Origin of the sequence: Pseudomonas sp. MWU12-2319, from assembly GCF_023242525.1 — a bacterium.
Taxonomy (GTDB): Bacteria; Pseudomonadota; Gammaproteobacteria; order Pseudomonadales; family Pseudomonadaceae; genus Aquipseudomonas; species Aquipseudomonas gingeri_D.
This window is the reverse complement of record NZ_JALJES010000005.1, coordinates 198,990-217,353: the sequence shown is the minus strand read 5'-3', so window position 1 is coordinate 217,353 and position 18,364 is coordinate 198,990. Positions and strand designations below refer to the sequence as shown.

Genomic DNA, 18,364 nt, shown 5'->3' with positions numbered 1-18,364 from the left:
CTTTTTTGTCCCTGGAGTCAGCTCTCACCCTCCATGACGTAGGCAGAGGATTTCAGAAAAAAGTGACATTTTTATGGCCGGCTGGGTTTTTTTCTGGCCGCTGTGTAATTTTGTGGTGTTTGTTGTCCTGAAAAAGTGCGCACTGTTCCATTCTGGAGCAGGCGGTGCCCCGTATTCGCCCATTTGCCGCCATCGCGGCCGAGGGCCGTGAATCGGTGGCCGATCACGGGTATCCTGACGGCCTGTCGCCTGGCTTTTGCCGGGTGCAAACCTATCCGTCACGCAGGAGTATTCACGGTGTTCGTTCTCGATTCGCGCCTTCAACAAGACACCTTGCCGATGGGCGACCTGCCGCTGTGCCGCGTGCTGCTGTCCAATGATGCGAACTATCCCTGGTTCATCCTGGTGCCACGGCGCGCGGATATCAGTGAAGTGTTCCAGCTGGAGGCCGCCGATCAGCAGCAGTTGTGGCGGGAGACCACGGAGCTGGCGCAGCTGCTCGAGGTCACCTTCAAGGCGGACAAGATGAATGTCGCGGCCCTGGGCAATGTGGTCAGTCAGTTACATATGCATGTGATCGTTCGTCGCCGTGACGATGTGGCCTGGCCGGCACCGGTCTGGGGCAAGCAGCCGGCCCGGCCTTATACCGAGGAGGAGGTCATGGTGATTCGCGAGCAGTTGCGCGTGGCGTTCCAGCATGACCCGCGTTTTGTGCAGGTGGGCGTATGAACCTTGAAGATCGCGTGACCGAACTGGAAAGTCGCCAGGCGTTTCAGGATGACACCATCCAGGCGCTCAATGATGTGCTGGTGGCGCAGCAACGGGTGGTCGAGCGCCTGCAACTGCAGATGGCCGCTTTGCTCAAGCGTCATGAAGAAATGATGGGGCAGTTCGATTCCTTTGAGGAGGAAGCACCGCCGCCGCATTATTGACAGCAATCGATAGATATAAAAAAACGCGAGGCAGCCTGGCTGCCTCGCGTTTTTTTGTGGCCGATCAGCGGCGCGGCAGGGCCGCGATCACGTCCTCGGCTTGCAAGCCCTTGTCCCGGTTCATCACCGAGAACTCCACGCGCTGGCCTTCGACCAGGACGCGGTGACCTTCGCCACGGATGGCGCGGAAGTGCACGAAAATATCATCGCCGGAATCCCGCGAGATAAAGCCGAAACCCTTGGAAGTGTTGAACCACTTCACGGTACCGGTATCGCGATTGCTCATGTCGTAGTTGTGGGAAGCCGCCGCCGGGGAAGATTTCTTGTAGAAACTCACCGCCAGGTGCAGCAATACGGCAAGCACGGCGGCCAGCAGACTCGGAAGCACGGCGGGTTGGCCGCCGATCAGGGTCAGGGGGGCGAGCAGGGTGAGGATTTGCAGTGCCACGGCGATGATCAGCAGGATGCTGACCAGGATTTGCAGTTGATGCCGTGGGCCCTTGTTCCAGTAAGGAATGACTGGCGCGAGGGTCAGGTTGAGCAAGCCGAAGAATGCCAGGTACAGCGCATCGGGTTGTTGCAGGTAAGGCAGGGCTTCGGATCGCAGGCTGGGGATAAAGGACAGCAGCAGGGCAACGGCGCCCGTTAGCAGGTGGACGATTTTCAACATTTTGATTGACTCACTCAAGACGGATCACAAGGAAGAGCGGGTGGCACACGGTTCGCTTCTGGAAAAAAGGTGAGGCGTTGGGCACGTGTGGGCATCCGCCTATGCGCCGCTGCCAGAGAATCGACAGCCACGACACAGTCTCTATTTAACAGCAAAGCCCATGCCTTCTCAAACTTCGGCGCCGGGCCGCTGTCGGAGAACTTGCGGCGGGGCAGGGCCTGCGCCGACACAGCCCGCGGGCCAGACGCCTGCCGGTGGTCGTCGTGGCGGATTTGTCGCAGTCGTCGCGGCTGCGCGAGTCGTGGGCGCTTGCTAGAGTGGTCCTGCACCTACGAAGACGATGATCCATTCTGACCAAGGGGATACATATGGCTATTGATATCGGTATCAGCGAAGCAGACCGTAAATCCATTGTTGAAGGTCTTTCCCGTCTGTTGTCGGACACCTACGTGCTGTACCTGAAAACCCACAACTTTCACTGGAATGTCAGCGGGCCGATGTTCCGCACGCTGCATTTGATGTTCGAAGAGCAATACAACGAACTGGCCCTGGCCGTGGACCTGATCGCCGAACGTATCCGCGCCCTGGGTTTTCCCGCGCCGGGGACCTATTCCACCTACGCCCGTCTGTCCTCCATCAAGGAAGAAGAAGGGGTGCCGAGTGCCGAGGAGATGATCAAGCAACTGGTGCAAGGCCAGGAAGCGGTCACCCGCACGGCGCGGGGCCTCTTTCCGTTGCTGGACAAGGTCAGTGACGAACCGACCGCCGACCTGTTGACCCAGCGCATGCAGGTGCATGAGAAGACCGCCTGGATGCTGCGCGCCCTGCTGGAAGGCTGAGCCCGCGCCGGCGCGAATGAAGCCGTCGCTTCATTCGCGCTGCCTGTCGGCGAGCTCGGCATCTTCGCGAAGGCGCAGGCCTTCGCCTGGTCGCGGCCCCAGGCTTTTCGTTGTTCTTCCTTATTAATGGACTCTTCCTACGGAGGCTGTGGTGCAGTCTGCTGGATAGGGTTTTTTACTTAATGTTTTATGTCAGGAGGTTTGCCAGGAGCGCCTTTATTCAAAGGTGTGCAGCGACGGAGTGCGATGAAAATGGTTCAGTGGGTAGGGCATGAGGTGGGGAGTTCCGGTTGTTTGCGCAAGACCCGGGTGGATCCCCTGTTGCTGGATTTCGATATTGGATTGGCGAAGCCCGTTTCGCGTTCGGTGCGTTTGAATGGTTTTGCCACCTGCTTGCGTCTGGAGGAGGTTTATTGGAAGGTACTGGCCGATATTGCCAATACCCATGAATGTACAGTCAATGCCTTGCTGTCCAATGTGGACATGGAGGTTCATCTGCGCTACGGCGGGGTGAAGAATTTCAGTGGTTTGATTCGCGTGGTCTGTGTCGTCCATCTGCTGACGTTGGGCGGTTTGTCCCGGGCCCTCTAGGCTTGCCCGGACGTCTCGGTGGATTGGCGAGACGGCATGGGCTGGGGCGCTGACCGGTCCACGGCTGCAAAGGCTCGATTTAACGGATATAATCCCGCTCTTTGCTGCATGGCCCGTCCCGGGCTCGGGCAGCAGTGTTGCCGTTATCTGATTGCCGAGACGCCCCATGCCCATGTACGACTATCAATGCGCTTCCTGCGGTCATCAGCTGGAAGCCATTCAAAAGATCAGTGATGCACCGCTGGTCGACTGCCCGGCCTGCCAGGCACCGCAATTGAAGAAAATGCTCTCCATGCCAGGCTTCCGCCTCAGCGGTAGCGGCTGGTACGAGACGGATTTCAAGACCGGCAGCAAGAAAAACCTGGCAGGTGGCGATAAAGCCGACTGAAATAAGCGACACGAGCGGGCGCTTGTCGCGTTGCCAAGACAAGACCTCCACCGAAATCGAATGACTAGAAGCGAACCACGACCATGATGCGCAGCCATTATTGCGGCCAACTGAACGAGAGCCTGGAAGGCCAGGAAGTCACCCTTTGCGGATGGGTCCACCGTCGTCGCGACCATGGCGGGGTGATTTTCCTCGATATCCGTGACCGCGAAGGTCTGGCCCAGGTGGTCTTCGACCCTGATCGCGCCGACACTTTCGCCGCCGCCGATCGCGTGCGCAGCGAGTACGTGGTCAAGATCACCGGCAAGGTCCGCCTGCGTCCGGCCGGTGCCGGCAACGCCAACATGGCGTCCGGTGCCATCGAAGTGCTGGGTTACGAGCTGGAAGTGCTGAACGAAGCGGAAACCCCGCCGTTCCCGCTCAACGAATACTCCGACGTCGGCGAAGAAACCCGCCTGCGTTATCGTTTTATCGACCTGCGTCGTCCGGAAATGCTCGACAAGCTGCGTCTGCGTTCGCGCATGACCACCAGCATCCGTCGTTACCTGGACGAAAACGGCTTCCTCGACGTCGAGACGCCGATCCTGACCCGTGCGACTCCCGAAGGCGCCCGTGACTACCTCGTGCCGAGCCGCACCCACGCCGGCAGCTTCTTCGCCCTGCCGCAATCGCCGCAGCTGTTCAAGCAACTGCTGATGGTGGCCGGCTTCGACCGTTACTACCAGATCGCCAAGTGCTTCCGCGACGAAGACCTGCGGGCCGACCGCCAGCCGGAATTCACCCAGATCGACATCGAGACCAGCTTCCTCGATGAAAAAGACATCATGGGCCTGACCGAAGGCATGATCCGCAACCTGTTCAAGGAAGTGCTGGGTCTGGAATTCGGTGAGTTCCCGCACATGACCTGGGACGAGGCCATGCGCCGTTACGGCTCCGACAAGCCGGACCTGCGTATCCCGCTGGAACTGGTGGACGTTGCCGACCAGCTCAAGGACGTTGAGTTCAAGGTGTTCAGCGGCCCGGCCAACGACCCGAAATGCCGCGTGGCCGCCTTGCGCGTCCCGGGCGCGGCGAGCATGCCGCGCAGCAAGATCGACGAGTACACCAAGTTCGTCGGCATCTACGGTGCCAAGGGCCTGGCGTACATCAAGGTCAACGAACGCGCCAAGGGTGTTGAAGGTCTGCAGTCGCCGATCGTCAAGAACATTCCCGAGGCCAACCTCAACGTGATCCTCGATCGCGTCGGTGCGGTCGACGGCGACATCGTCTTCTTCGGTGCCGACAAGTCCAAGATCGTCAGCGAAGCCCTGGGCGCGCTGCGGATCAAGGTCGGTCATGACCTCGAACTGCTCACCTGCGAGTGGGCACCGATGTGGGTCGTCGACTTCCCGATGTTCGAAGAAAACGAAGACGGCAGCTTCACCGCCTTGCACCACCCGTTCACCGCGCCGAAGTGCTCGCCGGAAGAACTGGCGGCCAACCCGGCCACCGCTTTGTCCCGCGCCTACGACATGGTTCTGAACGGCACCGAGCTGGGTGGCGGTTCGATCCGTATCCACCGCAAGGAAATGCAACAGGCGGTGTTCCGTCTGCTGGGTATCAGCGAAGCGGAACAGGAAGAGAAGTTCGGCTTCCTGCTCGACGCGCTGAAATACGGTGCTCCGCCCCACGGTGGCCTGGCCTTCGGCCTTGACCGCCTGGTGATGCTGATGACCGGCGCCCAGTCGATTCGCGAAGTGATCGCGTTCCCGAAAACCCAGAGCGCGGCCTGTGTCATGACCCAGGCGCCAGGGCTGGTGGACGCCAAGGCACTGCGCGAGCTGCATATCCGCCTGCGCGAAGCCCCCAAGGCAGAGTAAGACTGACCCGAGGGCGCATCCACTGGATGCGCCTTTTTTCAAGGTCGAGACTTTTTTATTGCCGGCCGCTGCCACCGGGCAGGGCGGGCAACGTTTCAAAGAGCACAAAGAGAATTCGGAGCGAGTTATGGCAGGTCATTCCAAGTGGGCGAACATCAAGCACCGCAAAGAACGTCAGGATGCCAAGAAGGGCAAGATCTTCACCAAGTGGATTCGTGAGCTGACCGTTGCCGCTCGTCAGGGCGGTGGTGATCCGGGCTCCAACCCACGCCTGCGCCTGGCATTGGACAAGGCCCTCGGCGCAAACATGAGCCGCGATATCATCGATCGCGCGGTGGCCCGCGGTGCTGGTGCGGCCGACACCGACGATATGGTCGAGCTCAGCTACGAAGGCTACGGCCCCGGTGGCGTGGCGGTGATGGTTGAATGCATGACCGACAACCGCAACCGTACCGCGGCAGCCGTGCGCCACGCGTTCAGCAAGTGTGGCGGTAACCTGGGGACCGACGGCTCCGTGGCCTATCTGTTCGAGCGCAAGGGGCAACTGTCCTTCGCCCCAGGCATCGATGAAGACGCGCTGATGGAAGCGGCGATGGAAGCCGACGCCGATGACGTGGTTACCCACGAAGACGGTTCGATGGACGTGTTCACCTCGTTTGCCGGCTTCTATACGGTGCGTAACGCCCTGGATGCGGCAGGATTCAAGGCAGCGGATGCGGAAATCGTCATGTTGCCGACCACCAGCGCCGAACTCGATCTGGAGGGCGCGGAAAAGGTCCTCAAGCTGATCGATATGCTCGAGGACCTGGACGACGTGCAGAACGTCTACTCCAATGCCGATATTCCCGAATCGGTAGCCGAGCAGCTCGGCTGACCCAAACGCAGGCGTTATGACTTTAATTCTTGGTATCGACCCCGGTTCGCGCATCACCGGTTATGGTGTGGTGCGCGATACCGGCCGTGGCTGCGTTTACGTCGCCTCGGGCTGCATCCGCACCGGCAGTGGCGAACTGCATGAGCGCTTGCAGATCGTCTATCGCAGCGTGCGCGAAGTGATCCAGACCTACGGGCCGGTGACCATGGGCATCGAAAAGGTGTTCATGGCAAAAAACGCCGACTCGGCGCTCAAGCTCGGTCAGGCGCGGGGCGCGGCCATCGTCGCCGGCGCCGAGGAAAACCTCGAGATCGCCGAGTACACCGCGACCCAGGTCAAGCAGGCCGTGGCCGGTACCGGCGGCGCCAACAAGGAACAGGTGATGATGATGGTCATGCACCTGCTCAAGCTCACCACCAAACCGCAAGTCGACGCCTCCGATGCCCTGGCGATTGCCCTGTGCCATGCACATACCCGCTCCAGTCTCTTGCCCCATGGCCTGGGTGCGGCACGTTCCCGTGGCGGTCGCCTGCGTCTCTGATAGCATCATCGCCTCAAACAATTTTGCTTGCCGATAGCGCCACGCCGGATAAGGTAGTGCGCTATCGTTCCGAGTCGTCAGCCACTGGTCTGGCCAGAAATAAGGATCTGATACGTGATTGGACGTTTGCGCGGCACTCTGGCTGAAAAACAGCCGCCGCATCTCATCCTTGATGTGAATGGCCTCGGCTACGAGCTGGAGGTGCCGATGACCACGCTTTACCGCCTGCCGTCGGTCGGCGAGCCGCTGACCCTGCACACCCATTTGGTCGTGCGCGAGGATGCCCAGTTACTCTATGGCTTCATCGGCAGGCGCGAGCGCGACTTTTTTCGCGAGTTGATCCGCCTCAACGGTGTCGGGCCGAAGCTGGCCCTGGCGTTGATGTCGAGCCTGGAGGTCGATGAACTGGTGCGCTGCGTGCAGGCCCAGGACACCTCGGCGCTGGTGCGGGTGCCCGGCGTTGGCAAGAAGACCGCCGAGCGCCTGCTGGTGGAACTCAAGGACCGCTTCAAGGCCTGGGAAACCGTGCCGAGCATGTTTGCCCTGGTGCCCAACCAGCCGGACGGTGCCCCTGCGCAGCCGGTGGCCAGTGCTGAAAGCGATGCGGTCAGTGCGCTGATTTCCCTGGGCTACAAGCCCCAGGAAGCGAGCAAAGCGGTGTCGGCCATCAAAGACAAAGGCCTGAGCAGCGAAGACATGATTCGTCGCGCCCTGAAGGGAATGATCTAAGTGATTGAAGCCGACCGTTTGATTACCGCCTCCGGCGGGCGTGACCGCGAGGAAGTCCAGGATCGCGCCATTCGGCCGTTGAGCCTGGCCGAGTACATCGGCCAGCCGACGGTCAAGGAGCAGATGGAGCTGTTTATCCAGGCGGCACGCGGGCGTGGCGAGTCCCTTGACCACACCCTGATCTTCGGCCCGCCGGGCCTGGGCAAGACCACCCTGGCCAATATCATCGCCCAGGAAATGGGCGTGTCGATCAAGAGCACCTCGGGGCCGGTGCTGGAGCGCGCCGGCGACCTGGCGGCGCTGCTGACCAACCTTGAACCCCACGATGTGCTGTTTATCGATGAAATTCACCGCCTGTCGCCCGTGGTCGAGGAAGTCCTGTACCCGGCGATGGAAGACTTCCAGCTCGATATCATGATTGGCGAAGGGCCGGCGGCGCGCTCGATCAAGCTTGATCTGCCACCCTTCACCCTGGTCGGCGCCACCACCCGCGCGGGCATGTTGACCAACCCGTTACGTGACCGCTTCGGTATTGTCCAGCGTCTTGAGTTCTATAGCACCGCGGACCTGGCGACCATCGTCACTCGTTCGGCGGGGATTCTCGGCTTGCCGCTGGACCCGGAAGGCGCGTTCGAGATCGCTCGACGGGCCCGGGGCACGCCGCGGATTGCCAATCGCTTGTTGCGCCGGGTGCGGGATTTCGCCGAGGTGCGGGCCAAGGGCCATATCACCAAGGCCGTGGCGGACCTGGCGTTGAACTTGCTGGATGTCGATGAACACGGTTTCGATCACCAGGACCGGCGCCTGCTGCTGACCATGATCGAGAAGTTCGACGGCGGTCCGGTCGGCGTGGACAGCCTGGCGGCGGCGATCAGCGAGGAGCGGCACACCATTGAAGATGTGCTCGAACCCTACCTGATCCAGCAGGGCTACATCATGCGCACCCCCCGTGGACGGGTGGTGACCCGGCATGCCTATCTGCACTTCGGATTGAATATTCCGTCGCGCTTGGGTGAAATGCCCGTGGTAGACGAGTTTCTGGATGCGTTGGACGAGTAAAAGCGGAATCGGGGCTGATTTATTCGCGGTTTGCGTTGTCCGAAGGGCACGTGTCACGAATCTTCATGCAAAAAGTCGTCGAAGGATGAAAAACAGTTGCCTGGCCGGATTGGCAACCTGAGGAGTAAGCACTAGAGTATGCGCGCGCAAAACGGGGTTCAGTCGTTCGCACATCGCTGTCGCGTTTATTACGAGGACACCGATGCCGGCGGCATCGTGTATTACGTCAATTACCTTAAGTTCATGGAGCGGGCTCGAACCGAGCGGCTACGGGCATTGGGCTTTGCCCAATCGTCGCTGGCAGGGGAGAACCTGTTGTTCGTCGTGCATTCCAGCGAAGCGCGTTACCACGCGCCGGCGCGGTTGGACGACGAACTGCTGATCAGCGCCGAGGTGATTGAGCTGAACCGTGCGAGCCTGCGCTTCAAGCAGCAGGTCAGGCGGGCTGATGATGAAACGCTGCTCTGTGAAGGGCGGTTCCTGGTGGCCTGTGTGCGCGCCGATAGTTTAAAACCCCGGGCCATTCCAGAAGCCTTGCGTTCGGCCTTTGCCGACACAAGCGGCGCGGGTACTCACTTAGAGCAGGAGATAAAGCGTGGAAGCTAACGTCGTCGACCATTCCTCCATGTGGAGCTTGGTCAGCAATGCCAGCATCGTGGTGCAATTGGTCATGCTGATCCTGTTGGCCGCCTCGGTCACCTCATGGGTCATGATTTTTCAGCGCAGCAACCTGCTGCGCGCCGGCCGCCGCGCCCTGGAGAGCTTCGAGGAGCGCTTCTGGTCGGGTATCGACCTGTCCAAGCTCTACCGTCAGGCCGGCAGCAACCCGGACCCGGACTCGGGTGTGGAGCAGATCTTCCGTGCCGGTTTCAAGGAGTTCTCCCGTTTGCGCCAGCAACCGGGCGTCGATCCGGAAGCGGTCATGGAAGGCGTGTCCCGTGCCATGCGCGTGGCCATCTCCCGTGAAGAAGAAAAACTCGAGCAGAGCCTGCCGTTCCTCGCCACCGTCGGTTCCGTCAGCCCGTACATCGGCCTGTTCGGTACCGTCTGGGGGATCATGAACTCCTTCCGTGGCCTGGCTACCGCCCAGCAGGCAACCCTGGCCACCGTGGCCCCGGGCATTTCCGAAGCACTGGTGGCCACCGCCATCGGCCTGTTCGCGGCGATTCCGGCGGTTATCGCCTACAACCGCTTCGCGGCCCGTGGCGAGACCCTGATCAGCCGTTACTACACCTTCGCCGATGAGTTCCAGGCGATCCTGCACCGTAAAGTGCACACCAGCGAAGAGTGAGCAGGTAAATCCCCATGGCCCGAGTTCGCCACAAACGCAAGCCGGTCGCCGAGATGAACGTGGTGCCCTACATCGACGTGATGTTGGTGCTGCTGGTTATCTTCATGGTGACCGCGCCGATGCTCAATCAGGGCGTGAAGGTTGATCTGCCCAAGGTTTCCAGCGAAGCCTTGCCGCAGGACAACAACACCCAGGTCCTGACCATTTCGATCAAGGCTGACAAGACCTACTACTGGAACCTTGGCAGCGAAGTCGATACCGAAAAACAGCAGGACAGGGCCATGACCCTGCCGCAGATGACCGACGCGGTGACCAAGATCATCCGTGCCGGCACCGAAGGCGGCAAGCGTACCCAGGTGTTCATTCGCGGTGACAAGACCGTCGACTATGGCTCCGTCATGGGTGCCATGGGCGGTCTGCAGAAGGCCGGCGTCGGTAATGTTGGCTTGATTACCGAGGCCCCCTGATGCACCAACAGCGAGAGCCGTCCGCTTCGGAAAGCTACTTCTGGCCCTGGGTCTGGGCGATCGGCCTGCATATCCTGATCTTTGGCATGCTGTTCGTCAGCTTTGCCATGACGCCGGATCTGCCGGAAGCCAAGCCGATTGTCCAGGCGACCCTGTATCAGCTGAAATCGAAAAGTCAGGCGACCACCCAGACCAATCAGAAGATTGCGGGTGAGGCGAAGAAATCCGCTGCGCGTCAGACCGAAGTCGAACAGATGGAACAGAAGAAGGTCGAGCAGGAAGCGATAAAGGCTGCGGAACAAAAGAAAGAGGAAGCGGCTCAAAAGGCCGACGACGCGAAAAAGGCCGACGAAGCCAAGAAAGCCGCGGATGAGGCGAAAAAGGCCGATGAGGCCAAGAAAGCCGACGACGCGAAAAAGGCTGCCGAAGCGAAAAAGGAACTGGCTGATATAGCCAAGAAGAAAGCCGACGACGAAGCCAAGAAGGCCGCTGAAGAAGAGGCCAAGCAGGCTGCTGAAGACGCGAAGAAGAAAATCGTCGAAGACGCCAAGAAGAAAGCCGCCGAAGACGCGAAGAAGAAATCCGAAGCTGACGAGGCGAAGAAGAAAGTCGCCGAAGACGCGAAGAAGAAAGCTGCTGCCGATGCTGCGAAGAAGAAGTCGCAGGATGCGGCGCGTAAATCCGCCGAAGATAAAAAGGCCCAGGCCCTGGCAGATCTGCTTTCCGACACGCCGCAACGCCAACAGGCCCTGGCTGATGAGCAGGGTGATGAAACGGCGGGCAGCTTTGACGATCTGATTCGTTCGCGGGCAGCGGAAGGTTGGGCACGTCCTCCTTCGGCACGCAAAGGTATGACGGTGGTGCTGCAAATCGGCATGTTGCCGGATGGTACGGTGACCTCGGTCACGGTGGCCAAGACCAGTGGCGACGGCCCGTTTGACGCCTCGGCGGTAGCTGCGGTCAAGAATATTGGTCGTTTGACGGAAATGCAGGGAATGAAACCGAGCGACTTTGCGCCCTATCGTTCCTTCAAGATGACATTCACACCTGAGGATCTAGCCTTGTGAGAAACCTTCTTCGAACAATGCTTGTCGTGATCTGCTGCCTGGCAGGGATGGCGATGGCGGATGAAAAGAACATTCTGGTCACCAGCGGCAGCGATCGGGCCACGCCCATCGCGGTCGTCCCCTTCGGCTGGCAGGGCGGTAGCGTCCTGCCGGACGACATGGCCCAGATCATCGGCGACGACCTGCGTAACTCCGGTTACTACTCGCCGATTCCGAAACAGAACATGATCAGCCTGCCGACCCAGGCCAGCGAAGTCATCTACCGTGACTGGAAGGCCCTGGGCGCCCAGTACATCATGGTCGGCAGCATTGTTCCGGCCGGCGGTCGCCTGCAGGTGCAATACGCGCTGTTCAACGTCGCCACCGAGCAGCAAGTGCTGACCGGCAGCGTGTCGGGCACGGTCGATCAGTTGCGCGACATGTCGCACTACATCTCCGACCAGTCGTTCGAAAAGCTCACCGGTATCAAGGGTGCGTTCTCCACGCGCATGCTTTATGTCACGGCTGAGCGTTTCTCGGTGAACAACACCCGTTACACCCTGCAACGCTCGGACTATGACGGTGCCCGCGCGGTGACCCTGCTGCAATCGCGCGAGCCGATCCTGTCGCCGCGTTTCGCACCGGATGGCAAGCGTATCGCCTATGTGTCGTTCGAACAGAAGCGTCCGCGCATCTTCGTCCAGCACATCGATACCGGTCGCCGTGAGCAGATCACCAACTTCGAAGGCCTCAACGGTGCGCCGGCCTGGTCGCCGGACGGTAACCGCCTGGCGTTCGTGCTGTCCAAGGACGGCAACCCGGACATCTACGTGATGAACATGGCCACGCGCCAGATGAGTCGCGTCACCAGCGGCCCGGGCATCAATACCGAACCGTTCTGGGGCAAGGATGGCTCGACCATCTACTTCACCTCCGATCGTGGCGGCAAGCCACAGATCTACAAAACCAACGTCAATGGCGGTGGTGCGGAGCGCGTGACCTTCATCGGCAACTACAACGCCAACCCGAAATTGTCGGCGGATGAAAAGACCCTGGTGATGATTCACCGCCAGGACGGCTTCACCAATTTCCGAGTCGCGGCTCAGGATTTGCAACGTGGGACAGTAAAAATACTGACAGACACCAACCTTGATGAGTCAGCCACTGTCGCGCCCAACGGCACCATGGTAATCTACGCCACCGCCCAGCAGGGCCGGGGAGTCTTGATGCTCGTGTCCATTAATGGACGCGTAAGGCTCCCGCTTCCTACCGCTCAAGGCGAAGTCAGAGAACCTTCCTGGTCCCCTTACCTGAACTGACGCGGCGCTTTACGATTTTGCTTAACACACTGGGGTTCATTAGGAGTTTTACGATGGAAATGCTGAAGTTTGGTAAATTTGCTGCGCTGGCTCTGGCCATGGCTGTAGCTGTAGGTTGCTCGTCCAAAGGCGGCGACAATGCCGGTCAAGGCGCTGTAGACCCAAACGCTGGTTACGGCGCTAACACTGGTGCAGTCGACGGCTCCCTGAGCGAAGAAGCTGCTCTGCGCGCTATCACCACTTTCTACTTCGAATACGACAGCTCGGACCTGAAGCCAGAAGCCATGCGCTCCCTGGACGTTCACGCCAAGGACCTGAAAGCTAGCGGCGCTAAAGTCGTTCTGGAAGGTAACACCGACGAACGTGGTACTCGCGAGTACAACATGGCACTGGGCGAGCGTCGTGCGAAAGCCGTTCAACGCTACCTGGTACTGCAAGGTGTTGCTCCAGGTCAGCTGGAACTGGTTTCCTACGGTAAAGAGCGTCCAGTAGCTACTGGCCATGACGAGCAGTCCTGGGCTCAAAACCGTCGCGTCGAACTGCGTAAGTAATTCGTCATGCGAACGTGCCGTCGTGCTGTAACTGTTCTGGCTCTCAGCCTGATGCCGCTTGCGGCGTGGGCTGCGGTTCCTGTGGTCGATGACAACTCCGGTAACGGTGGGAGTTATCCGCCTGCGGGTTACGGTACGAACGGCGCCTATGCCGGGGGAGGGGTTTCGGCCCCTGTCTCGGCACAGGGCGAGCTGTTCAACCAATTGCAACGCATGCAGGAGCAACTCGCGCAGCAACAAGGCGTGATCGAGGTTCTGCAAAACGATATTGCGCGCATGAAGCAGGAAAACCTGGAGCGATACCAGGATCTTGATCGGCGCATAGGCAGTGGCGGCGCTCCGGCGGCTGCGGCTCCTGATAATTCTTCAACCGGTGGCAATGTCAATGCCGCCGCCGGTGCTGCACCCGCTGCCCAGGCCCCCGCGGCCAGCAGCGAGCCGGGTGATCCGGCCAAGGAAAAACTCTACTACGATGCCGCCTTCGACCTGATCAAGGCCAAGGACTTCGACAAGGCCAGCCAGGCGTTCAGCGCCTTCCTGCGCAAGTACCCCAATAGCCAGTACGCCGGTAACGCGCAGTACTGGTTGGGCGAAGTCAATCTGGCCAAGGGCGACCTGCAAGGTGCCGGCCAGGCGTTTGCCAAGGTCAGCCAGCTGTATCCCAAGCACGCCAAGGTGCCGGATTCGCTGTACAAGCTGGCGGATGTCGAGCGTCGCCTGGGTCATACCGACAAGGTCAAGGGCATTCTGCAGCAGGTGGTTTCCCAATATCCCGGGACTTCCGCCGCGCAGTTGGCACAGCGCGATCTGCAGCGCATGTGACGGCCGACGGCCTGCTTGAAGAAACCCGCGCTTGTCGCGGGTTTTTTCGTTAGAATTCACGCCCTTTTTTATGAAACACGCTGTCCTGGACTGTGCGATTGCAGGTTCATGGCGGTGCCTGACTGAGGCGGACGGCCTGTTTAGCTGTTACGCCCGTGGCGACTATGCAAGACACATTGAGAATCACCGAAGTTTTTTACTCGTTGCAGGGTGAAACGCGGACGGCTGGGCTGCCCACCGTTTTTGTGCGCCTGACTGGTTGCCCGTTGCGCTGCCAGTACTGCGACAGTGCCTACGCCTTCAGCGGCGGCACACTCATGACCCTGGACAGCCTGCTGACCCAGGTGGCCGATTACCGTCCGCGTTATGTCTGCGTGACCGGTGGCGAACCGCTGGCCCAGCCCAATGCCATTCCCTTGCTCAAGCAGCTCTGTGACGCTGGTTACAGTGTGTCCCTGGAAACCAGTGGTGCGTTGGATATCTCTGCGGTGGACACCCGGGTCAGTCGCGTGCTCGATCTGAAGACGCCGGGTTCGAAGGAATCGCACCGCAATCGCTACGAGAATATCGAGCTGCTGACCCCCAACGACCAGGTCAAGTTTGTGATCTGCTCGCGGGAGGACTATGACTGGGCGGTGTCCAAACTGATTCAGTACGGTCTGGAAAAACGTGCCGGCGAAGTGCTGTTCTCGCCGAGCCACCACGATCTGCCGGCCCGTGAGCTGGCCGACTGGATCGTCGCGGACAACCTGCCGGTGCGCCTGCAGATGCAGTTGCACAAATACCTATGGAATGACGAGCCGGGGCGCTGATATGACCACCCAAGCAAGCACTGACAAGAAAGCGGTAATCCTTCTCTCCGGCGGTCTGGACTCGGCCACCGTGGTGGCCATGGCGCGTGCCGAGGGCTATAGCTGCTACACCATGAGCTTCGACTACGGCCAGCGGCACCGTGCCGAGCTGCAGGCGGCCGAGCGGGTGGCACGTGACCTTGGCGTGATCGAACACAAGGTTATCGGCCTGAACCTCAACGGCATCGGCGGTTCGGCCCTGACCGACAGCAGCATCGACGTGCCCGAGGCGCCGAGCGAAGGCATTCCGGTGACCTACGTGCCGGCGCGCAACACGGTGTTCCTGTCGCTCGCCCTGGGCTGGGCCGAGGTGCTCGGAGCCCGTGACATCTTTATCGGCGTCAACGCGGTGGACTATTCCGGTTACCCGGATTGCCGTCCCGAGTTCGTCGAGGCTTTCGAAACCCTGGCCAACCTGGCGACCAAAGCCGGTGTCGAGGGCAATGGTTTCCGCATCCAGGCACCGCTGCAGAACCTCAGCAAGGGCGATATCGTCCAGGCCGGAATCAAGCTCGGGGTCGACTATTCGCTGACCGTATCCTGCTATCAAGCGGATGCTAACGGCTTTGCATGTGGGAAATGTGACAGCTGCCGGCTACGTGCTGAAGGCTTCGCAGCGGCCGGAATCAGTGATCCGACACGTTATTTTTGATTTTTTTCATTTAAGGTGTTGAATTACCGTTAGAAATCAGTATTATACGCGCCACCACACAGCGGGTCGTTAGCTCAGTTGGTAGAGCAGTTGGCTTTTAACCAATTGGTCGTAGGTTCGAATCCCACACGACCCACCATATTTGTTGTAGAAAAAAATCCGGAATGCCCACGAAAGTGAGGGGTTCCGGATTTTTTTTGCATGCGAGAAAAACAGGCGCAGTGTCGAGCGTGCGGGTTACTTGATTTTATTTGTGTGGATGGCAAACAGATATTGTTCTGATTGGTGCGTTGTTGCTACAGGGGCTACTCCTTAAGCTGAGTCCCAGTTAGCCAATCTCCAAAAAGGAACTTCATCATGAGCAATGCTTCTTTGTTTCAAGCCTCTGAGGCCGAACGTTCGTTTTCCAACGTGCTCAAGTCTGCAATCGTCGGTTTGGGCTTGATGTTAGGGGCCGTCCAGTTCGCCAGCGCTGCTGAAGCGCCGACCAATCAACACCCAACCATCCGCGCCATGTTCGGTGCCGAGCCGAGCGACCGCCTGGACCCGAAAACCACCGCCCTGGTGGTGATCGACTTCCAGAACGAATACTTCAGCGGCCGTATGCCGATCCCGGATGGTATGAAGGCCCTGGAAAACACCCAGCGCCTGATCGCCTTCGCCGACAAGGAGCACATCCCGGTGATCCATGTGCAGCACATTGCGCCTGCTGGTGCGGCGGTGTTCGGCATTGACGGCAAGACTGTCGACTTCCATCCGCAGATGAAGCCGCGTCCACAGGACAAGGTTGTTCAGAAGAGCACCGTCAGCGTGTTCGCCAGCACTGACCTGGATGCCCAACTGAAGAAGGCTGGGGTCAAGACCTTGATCATCAGCGGCCTGATGACCCACGCCTGCGTGGCTGGTGCGGCCCGTGACGCCGTGCCGTTGGGTTACAGCGTTGTGGTAGCATCCGACGCCACCGCCACTCGTGCCATCACCCTTGCCAATGGCCACTCCGTGAGCAAGGACGAGTTGCACAACTCGGCGCTGGCCGAGATCGAAGACACCTTTGGTTCGGTGCTGACCACCTCGCAAATCGTTGCCTTGCCGGTCAAGTGATCAACCCCTGACTTCGGAACGCCTGCTTCATGAACCAGTTATCCGCCATGCGCGCCTTTCGCAGCATTGTCGAGGCCAAGGGCTTCTCTGCCGCGGCGGAACGCCTGGACACCACCCACTCGACGATTTCACGGCAGTTGCAGCAACTGGAGATTGAACTGGGCGTTCAGTTGATCAACCGCAACACCCGGCGCTTCAGCCTGACCGGGGCAGGGGAGCAGTACTACGCGGCGTGCGTCGATATTCTCGATCGTGTCGACGCGGCTTCCCAAGCCATGGCCCAGGGGCATCAACGTCCGGAAGGACTGTTGCGGGTCAGTGTGCCCCTGGTGGTTGGCACCCTGGATCTGCCGCACTGGCTGCCGGGTTTCCAGAAGCGTTATCCCGATATCGAACTGGAGCTGTGCTGCGATGATCAGTTCGTTGACCTGGTTGCCGAAGGTTTTGATGTCGCGATACGGATCGCCGGTGCGCTGGCGGACACCACCTTGATCGCCCGAACCCTGACGGTCTCCAAGCGGGTGCTGGTGGCTTCCCCCGCCTACATCCGTACCCATGGGTTACCGCGTACAGCCCAGGAACTCGACAAGCATCGCCTGTTGACGTTTATCGGGGCCTCTTCGGATTGGGAGCTGAGCTCCGCGCGCGGTGCTTCGGTCAAGGTCACGCCAAACGGTCAGTTCCGCAGCAACACCATCAGTGCCTTGCACGCCGCGACGCTGGCCGGTGCCGGCATTGCCTGTTTCACCCAGGCCACCGTGCGTAGCGATCTTGCCCAGGGGCGGTTGGTCTCCATCCTCCCCAACTATTCGTTGGGTGAGCGGCATTACTACGCGATTTATCCACAAGCCCGCTACTTGGCGCCCAAGGTGAGGGCGTTTGTGGATTTCATAACCGATTATTACCAGATGGGAAACAATGCTTCCACTTGATGTAGTGTGGGATATCCGCAAAGCATAGGTGCTCACGTTCATGCTGCCGTTGACCAAACCTACCGATGTAGTAACATGCCTACATTATTGTTGGCAGGAGGTTGCTACCTTGCATACCACGTTATCCAGCCGTGAGTTCAACCACGACACAAGCGGGGCCAAGAAAGCCGCGCTCCGTGGGCCGGTCTTCATCACTGACCGTGGCAGGCCTGCGCATGTACTGCTTTCCATTGAGGAATACCGGCGCTTGGCTGGCGGTAACACCTGCATCATCGACGTTCTGGCGATGCCCGGTGTTGAAGATATTGCATTCGATCCGCCGCGTGCCGTCATCCATCAGCGACCTGCTGATCTTTCCTGATGTTTGTTCTCGACACCAACGTGGTTTCCGAGCTGCGCAAAGCAAAATCGGGTAAGGCCGATGCTGGCGTGATCGAGTGGGCGCGAGGCGTCCAAGCCAATGCGCTGTTCCTGTCGGCTGTCACCCTTCTGGAACTGGAAAGTGGGGTGCTTCAGATAGAGCGACGGGATGCCCCCCAGGGGGTTCTTCTGCGGACGTGGCTTGATCAGCATGTGATACCCGGTTTCTCCGGGCGTATTCTGGCTGTCGATACTGTCGTGGCGCTGCGCTGCGCTCAACTGCATGTACCAGACCCACGGGCCGAGCGGGACGCGTTGATTGCAGCCACGGCCCTCGTCCACGGGATGACGGTCGTTACCCGCAACGTGGCGGATTTTGCGTCGACGGGTGTCGCCCTTATCAATCCATGGAAGTCATGATCTGGTCCGGGCGTACTGATAGGTCGCGTTTACAGCCTTTCTTGGAGCCGTCACCATCATTTTGCTGGCC

24 protein-coding genes and 1 tRNA gene are annotated in these 18,364 nt (G+C 59.8%); 24 read left to right on the top strand and 1 reads right to left on the bottom strand.

Going from position 1 to position 18,364, the window contains the following annotated elements:
* Positions 1–297: 297 nt before the first annotated feature.
* Positions 298–729 (top strand): HIT domain-containing protein, encoded by a 432-nt coding sequence (locus M5C01_RS10690; RefSeq protein WP_178129808.1) that lies wholly within the window; start codon positions 298–300, stop codon positions 727–729.
* Positions 726–932: a SlyX family protein gene (locus M5C01_RS10685; protein ID WP_100938821.1), complete on the top strand. Its 207-nt coding sequence runs from the start codon at positions 726–728 to the stop codon at positions 930–932. Before M5C01_RS10690 ends, M5C01_RS10685 begins: the two co-directional genes overlap by 4 nt.
* A gap of 64 nt (positions 933–996) precedes the next feature.
* On the opposite strand, the gene M5C01_RS32880 is transcribed toward M5C01_RS10685, so the two are convergent.
* The gene (locus M5C01_RS32880; RefSeq protein ID WP_152738162.1) at positions 997–1,602 is read right to left on the bottom strand and encodes a cold-shock protein; all 606 of its coding nucleotides are present in this window, start codon (positions 1,600–1,602) and stop codon (positions 997–999) included.
* A 368-nt stretch (positions 1,603–1,970) separates the two neighbouring features.
* Between M5C01_RS32880 and M5C01_RS10675 the strand changes: the two genes are divergently transcribed.
* From M5C01_RS10675 to M5C01_RS10570, 22 genes are all read left to right on the top strand, one after another.
* The gene (locus M5C01_RS10675) at positions 1,971–2,441 is read left to right on the top strand and encodes a Dps family protein (protein ID WP_100938823.1); all 471 of its coding nucleotides are present in this window, start codon (positions 1,971–1,973) and stop codon (positions 2,439–2,441) included.
* A gap of 252 nt (positions 2,442–2,693) precedes the next feature.
* The gene (locus tag M5C01_RS10670) at positions 2,694–3,032 is read left to right on the top strand and encodes a ribbon-helix-helix domain-containing protein (protein WP_100939203.1); all 339 of its coding nucleotides are present in this window, start codon (positions 2,694–2,696) and stop codon (positions 3,030–3,032) included.
* Between the two features lie 166 nt (positions 3,033–3,198).
* Positions 3,199–3,420 carry a zinc ribbon domain-containing protein gene (locus M5C01_RS10665; RefSeq protein WP_100938824.1) on the top strand — a complete coding sequence of 74 codons (222 nt, stop codon included), beginning with the start codon at positions 3,199–3,201 and terminating at the stop codon, positions 3,418–3,420.
* An 83-nt stretch (positions 3,421–3,503) separates the two neighbouring features.
* Positions 3,504–5,279, top strand: coding sequence for an aspartate--tRNA ligase (gene aspS / locus M5C01_RS10660; RefSeq protein ID WP_103499438.1), 1,776 nt, complete (start codon positions 3,504–3,506; stop codon positions 5,277–5,279).
* A gap of 127 nt (positions 5,280–5,406) precedes the next feature.
* On the top strand, positions 5,407–6,153 hold the full coding sequence (locus M5C01_RS10655; RefSeq protein ID WP_100938826.1) for a YebC/PmpR family DNA-binding transcriptional regulator: 747 nt from the start codon (positions 5,407–5,409) through the stop codon (positions 6,151–6,153).
* 16 nt (positions 6,154–6,169) lie between these two features.
* Entirely contained in the window at positions 6,170–6,694 is a 525-nt protein-coding gene (gene ruvC / locus M5C01_RS10650) for a crossover junction endodeoxyribonuclease RuvC (protein ID WP_152738165.1), read from the top strand.
* 114 nt (positions 6,695–6,808) lie between these two features.
* A complete protein-coding gene (ruvA, locus tag M5C01_RS10645; protein ID WP_100938828.1) occupies positions 6,809–7,423 on the top strand; it encodes a Holliday junction branch migration protein RuvA in 615 nt (204 codons plus the stop codon).
* Entirely contained in the window at positions 7,424–8,482 is a 1,059-nt protein-coding gene (ruvB, locus tag M5C01_RS10640) for a Holliday junction branch migration DNA helicase RuvB (protein ID WP_100938829.1), read from the top strand.
* A gap of 138 nt (positions 8,483–8,620) precedes the next feature.
* Positions 8,621–9,088, top strand: a complete 468-nt coding sequence (gene ybgC / locus M5C01_RS10635) for a tol-pal system-associated acyl-CoA thioesterase (protein WP_103499435.1) — start codon at positions 8,621–8,623, stop codon at positions 9,086–9,088.
* A complete protein-coding gene (gene tolQ, locus M5C01_RS10630; RefSeq protein WP_100938831.1) occupies positions 9,078–9,773 on the top strand; it encodes a protein TolQ in 696 nt (231 codons plus the stop codon). Before ybgC ends, tolQ begins: the two co-directional genes overlap by 11 nt.
* Before the next feature lie 14 nt (positions 9,774–9,787).
* Positions 9,788–10,240, top strand: a complete 453-nt coding sequence (gene tolR / locus M5C01_RS10625) for a protein TolR (RefSeq protein ID WP_103499434.1) — start codon at positions 9,788–9,790, stop codon at positions 10,238–10,240.
* On the top strand, positions 10,240–11,307 hold the full coding sequence (gene tolA, locus M5C01_RS10620) for a cell envelope integrity protein TolA (RefSeq protein ID WP_152738167.1): 1,068 nt from the start codon (positions 10,240–10,242) through the stop codon (positions 11,305–11,307). The genes tolR and tolA overlap by 1 nt, the downstream gene beginning before the upstream one ends.
* A 17-nt stretch (positions 11,308–11,324) precedes the next feature.
* Positions 11,325–12,605, top strand: a complete 1,281-nt coding sequence (gene tolB / locus M5C01_RS10615; RefSeq protein WP_152738568.1) for a Tol-Pal system beta propeller repeat protein TolB — start codon at positions 11,325–11,327, stop codon at positions 12,603–12,605.
* 53 nt (positions 12,606–12,658) lie between these two features.
* Positions 12,659–13,156 carry a peptidoglycan-associated lipoprotein Pal gene (pal, locus tag M5C01_RS10610; protein ID WP_100938835.1) on the top strand — a complete coding sequence of 166 codons (498 nt, stop codon included), beginning with the start codon at positions 12,659–12,661 and terminating at the stop codon, positions 13,154–13,156.
* Positions 13,157–13,162: 6 nt separating this feature from the next.
* Complete coding sequence (ybgF, locus tag M5C01_RS10605; protein ID WP_103499431.1) at positions 13,163–13,978, top strand: tol-pal system protein YbgF; 816 nt, start codon at positions 13,163–13,165, stop codon at positions 13,976–13,978.
* 164 nt (positions 13,979–14,142) lie between these two features.
* Positions 14,143–14,790 carry a 7-carboxy-7-deazaguanine synthase QueE gene (gene queE, locus M5C01_RS10600; protein WP_100938837.1) on the top strand — a complete coding sequence of 216 codons (648 nt, stop codon included), beginning with the start codon at positions 14,143–14,145 and terminating at the stop codon, positions 14,788–14,790.
* A 1-nt stretch (position 14,791) separates the two neighbouring features.
* Positions 14,792–15,481: a 7-cyano-7-deazaguanine synthase QueC gene (gene queC / locus M5C01_RS10595; protein ID WP_100938838.1), complete on the top strand. Its 690-nt coding sequence runs from the start codon at positions 14,792–14,794 to the stop codon at positions 15,479–15,481.
* Between the two features lie 63 nt (positions 15,482–15,544).
* Positions 15,545–15,620 (top strand) — tRNA-Lys (locus tag M5C01_RS10590).
* 218 nt (positions 15,621–15,838) lie between these two features.
* On the top strand, positions 15,839–16,582 hold the full coding sequence (locus M5C01_RS10585) for a cysteine hydrolase family protein (RefSeq protein WP_178129809.1): 744 nt from the start codon (positions 15,839–15,841) through the stop codon (positions 16,580–16,582).
* Between the two features lie 29 nt (positions 16,583–16,611).
* On the top strand, positions 16,612–17,514 hold the full coding sequence (locus M5C01_RS10580; protein ID WP_178129810.1) for a LysR family transcriptional regulator: 903 nt from the start codon (positions 16,612–16,614) through the stop codon (positions 17,512–17,514).
* Positions 17,515–17,623: 109 nt separating this feature from the next.
* Positions 17,624–17,875, top strand: a complete 252-nt coding sequence (locus M5C01_RS10575) for a type II toxin-antitoxin system prevent-host-death family antitoxin (protein WP_177099964.1) — start codon at positions 17,624–17,626, stop codon at positions 17,873–17,875.
* Positions 17,875–18,294 carry a type II toxin-antitoxin system VapC family toxin gene (locus M5C01_RS10570; protein WP_103498640.1) on the top strand — a complete coding sequence of 140 codons (420 nt, stop codon included), beginning with the start codon at positions 17,875–17,877 and terminating at the stop codon, positions 18,292–18,294. Before M5C01_RS10575 ends, M5C01_RS10570 begins: the two co-directional genes overlap by 1 nt.
* The last annotated feature ends 70 nt before the right edge of the window (positions 18,295–18,364 follow it).

Excerpts from the sequence above, each read along its gene's own strand:
- M5C01_RS10655 (WP_100938826.1), top strand. The coding sequence starts at position 5,407 with ATGGCAGGTCATTCCAAGTGGGCGAACATCAAGCACCGCAAAGAACGT.
- M5C01_RS10570 (WP_103498640.1), top strand. The coding sequence starts at position 17,875 with ATGTTTGTTCTCGACACCAACGTGGTTTCCGAGCTGCGCAAAGCAAAA.
- queC (WP_100938838.1), top strand. The coding sequence starts at position 14,792 with ATGACCACCCAAGCAAGCACTGACAAGAAAGCGGTAATCCTTCTCTCC.
- M5C01_RS32880 (WP_152738162.1), bottom strand. The coding sequence starts at position 1,602 with ATGTTGAAAATCGTCCACCTGCTAACGGGCGCCGTTGCCCTGCTGCTG.
- M5C01_RS10675 (WP_100938823.1), top strand. The coding sequence starts at position 1,971 with ATGGCTATTGATATCGGTATCAGCGAAGCAGACCGTAAATCCATTGTT.
- tolA (WP_152738167.1), top strand. The coding sequence starts at position 10,240 with ATGCACCAACAGCGAGAGCCGTCCGCTTCGGAAAGCTACTTCTGGCCC.
- tolB (WP_152738568.1), top strand. The coding sequence starts at position 11,325 with ATGCTTGTCGTGATCTGCTGCCTGGCAGGGATGGCGATGGCGGATGAA.
- M5C01_RS10670 (WP_100939203.1), top strand. The coding sequence starts at position 2,694 with ATGGTTCAGTGGGTAGGGCATGAGGTGGGGAGTTCCGGTTGTTTGCGC.
- M5C01_RS10580 (WP_178129810.1), top strand. The coding sequence starts at position 16,612 with ATGAACCAGTTATCCGCCATGCGCGCCTTTCGCAGCATTGTCGAGGCC.
- ybgF (WP_103499431.1), top strand. The coding sequence starts at position 13,163 with ATGCGAACGTGCCGTCGTGCTGTAACTGTTCTGGCTCTCAGCCTGATG.
- aspS (WP_103499438.1), top strand. The coding sequence starts at position 3,504 with ATGATGCGCAGCCATTATTGCGGCCAACTGAACGAGAGCCTGGAAGGC.
- M5C01_RS10665 (WP_100938824.1), top strand. The coding sequence starts at position 3,199 with ATGCCCATGTACGACTATCAATGCGCTTCCTGCGGTCATCAGCTGGAA.
- pal (WP_100938835.1), top strand. The coding sequence starts at position 12,659 with ATGGAAATGCTGAAGTTTGGTAAATTTGCTGCGCTGGCTCTGGCCATG.
- M5C01_RS10585 (WP_178129809.1), top strand. The coding sequence starts at position 15,839 with ATGAGCAATGCTTCTTTGTTTCAAGCCTCTGAGGCCGAACGTTCGTTT.
- ybgC (WP_103499435.1), top strand. The coding sequence starts at position 8,621 with ATGCGCGCGCAAAACGGGGTTCAGTCGTTCGCACATCGCTGTCGCGTT.
- ruvC (WP_152738165.1), top strand. The coding sequence starts at position 6,170 with ATGACTTTAATTCTTGGTATCGACCCCGGTTCGCGCATCACCGGTTAT.
- queE (WP_100938837.1), top strand. The coding sequence starts at position 14,143 with ATGCAAGACACATTGAGAATCACCGAAGTTTTTTACTCGTTGCAGGGT.
- M5C01_RS10685 (WP_100938821.1), top strand. The coding sequence starts at position 726 with ATGAACCTTGAAGATCGCGTGACCGAACTGGAAAGTCGCCAGGCGTTT.
- tolR (WP_103499434.1), top strand. The coding sequence starts at position 9,788 with ATGGCCCGAGTTCGCCACAAACGCAAGCCGGTCGCCGAGATGAACGTG.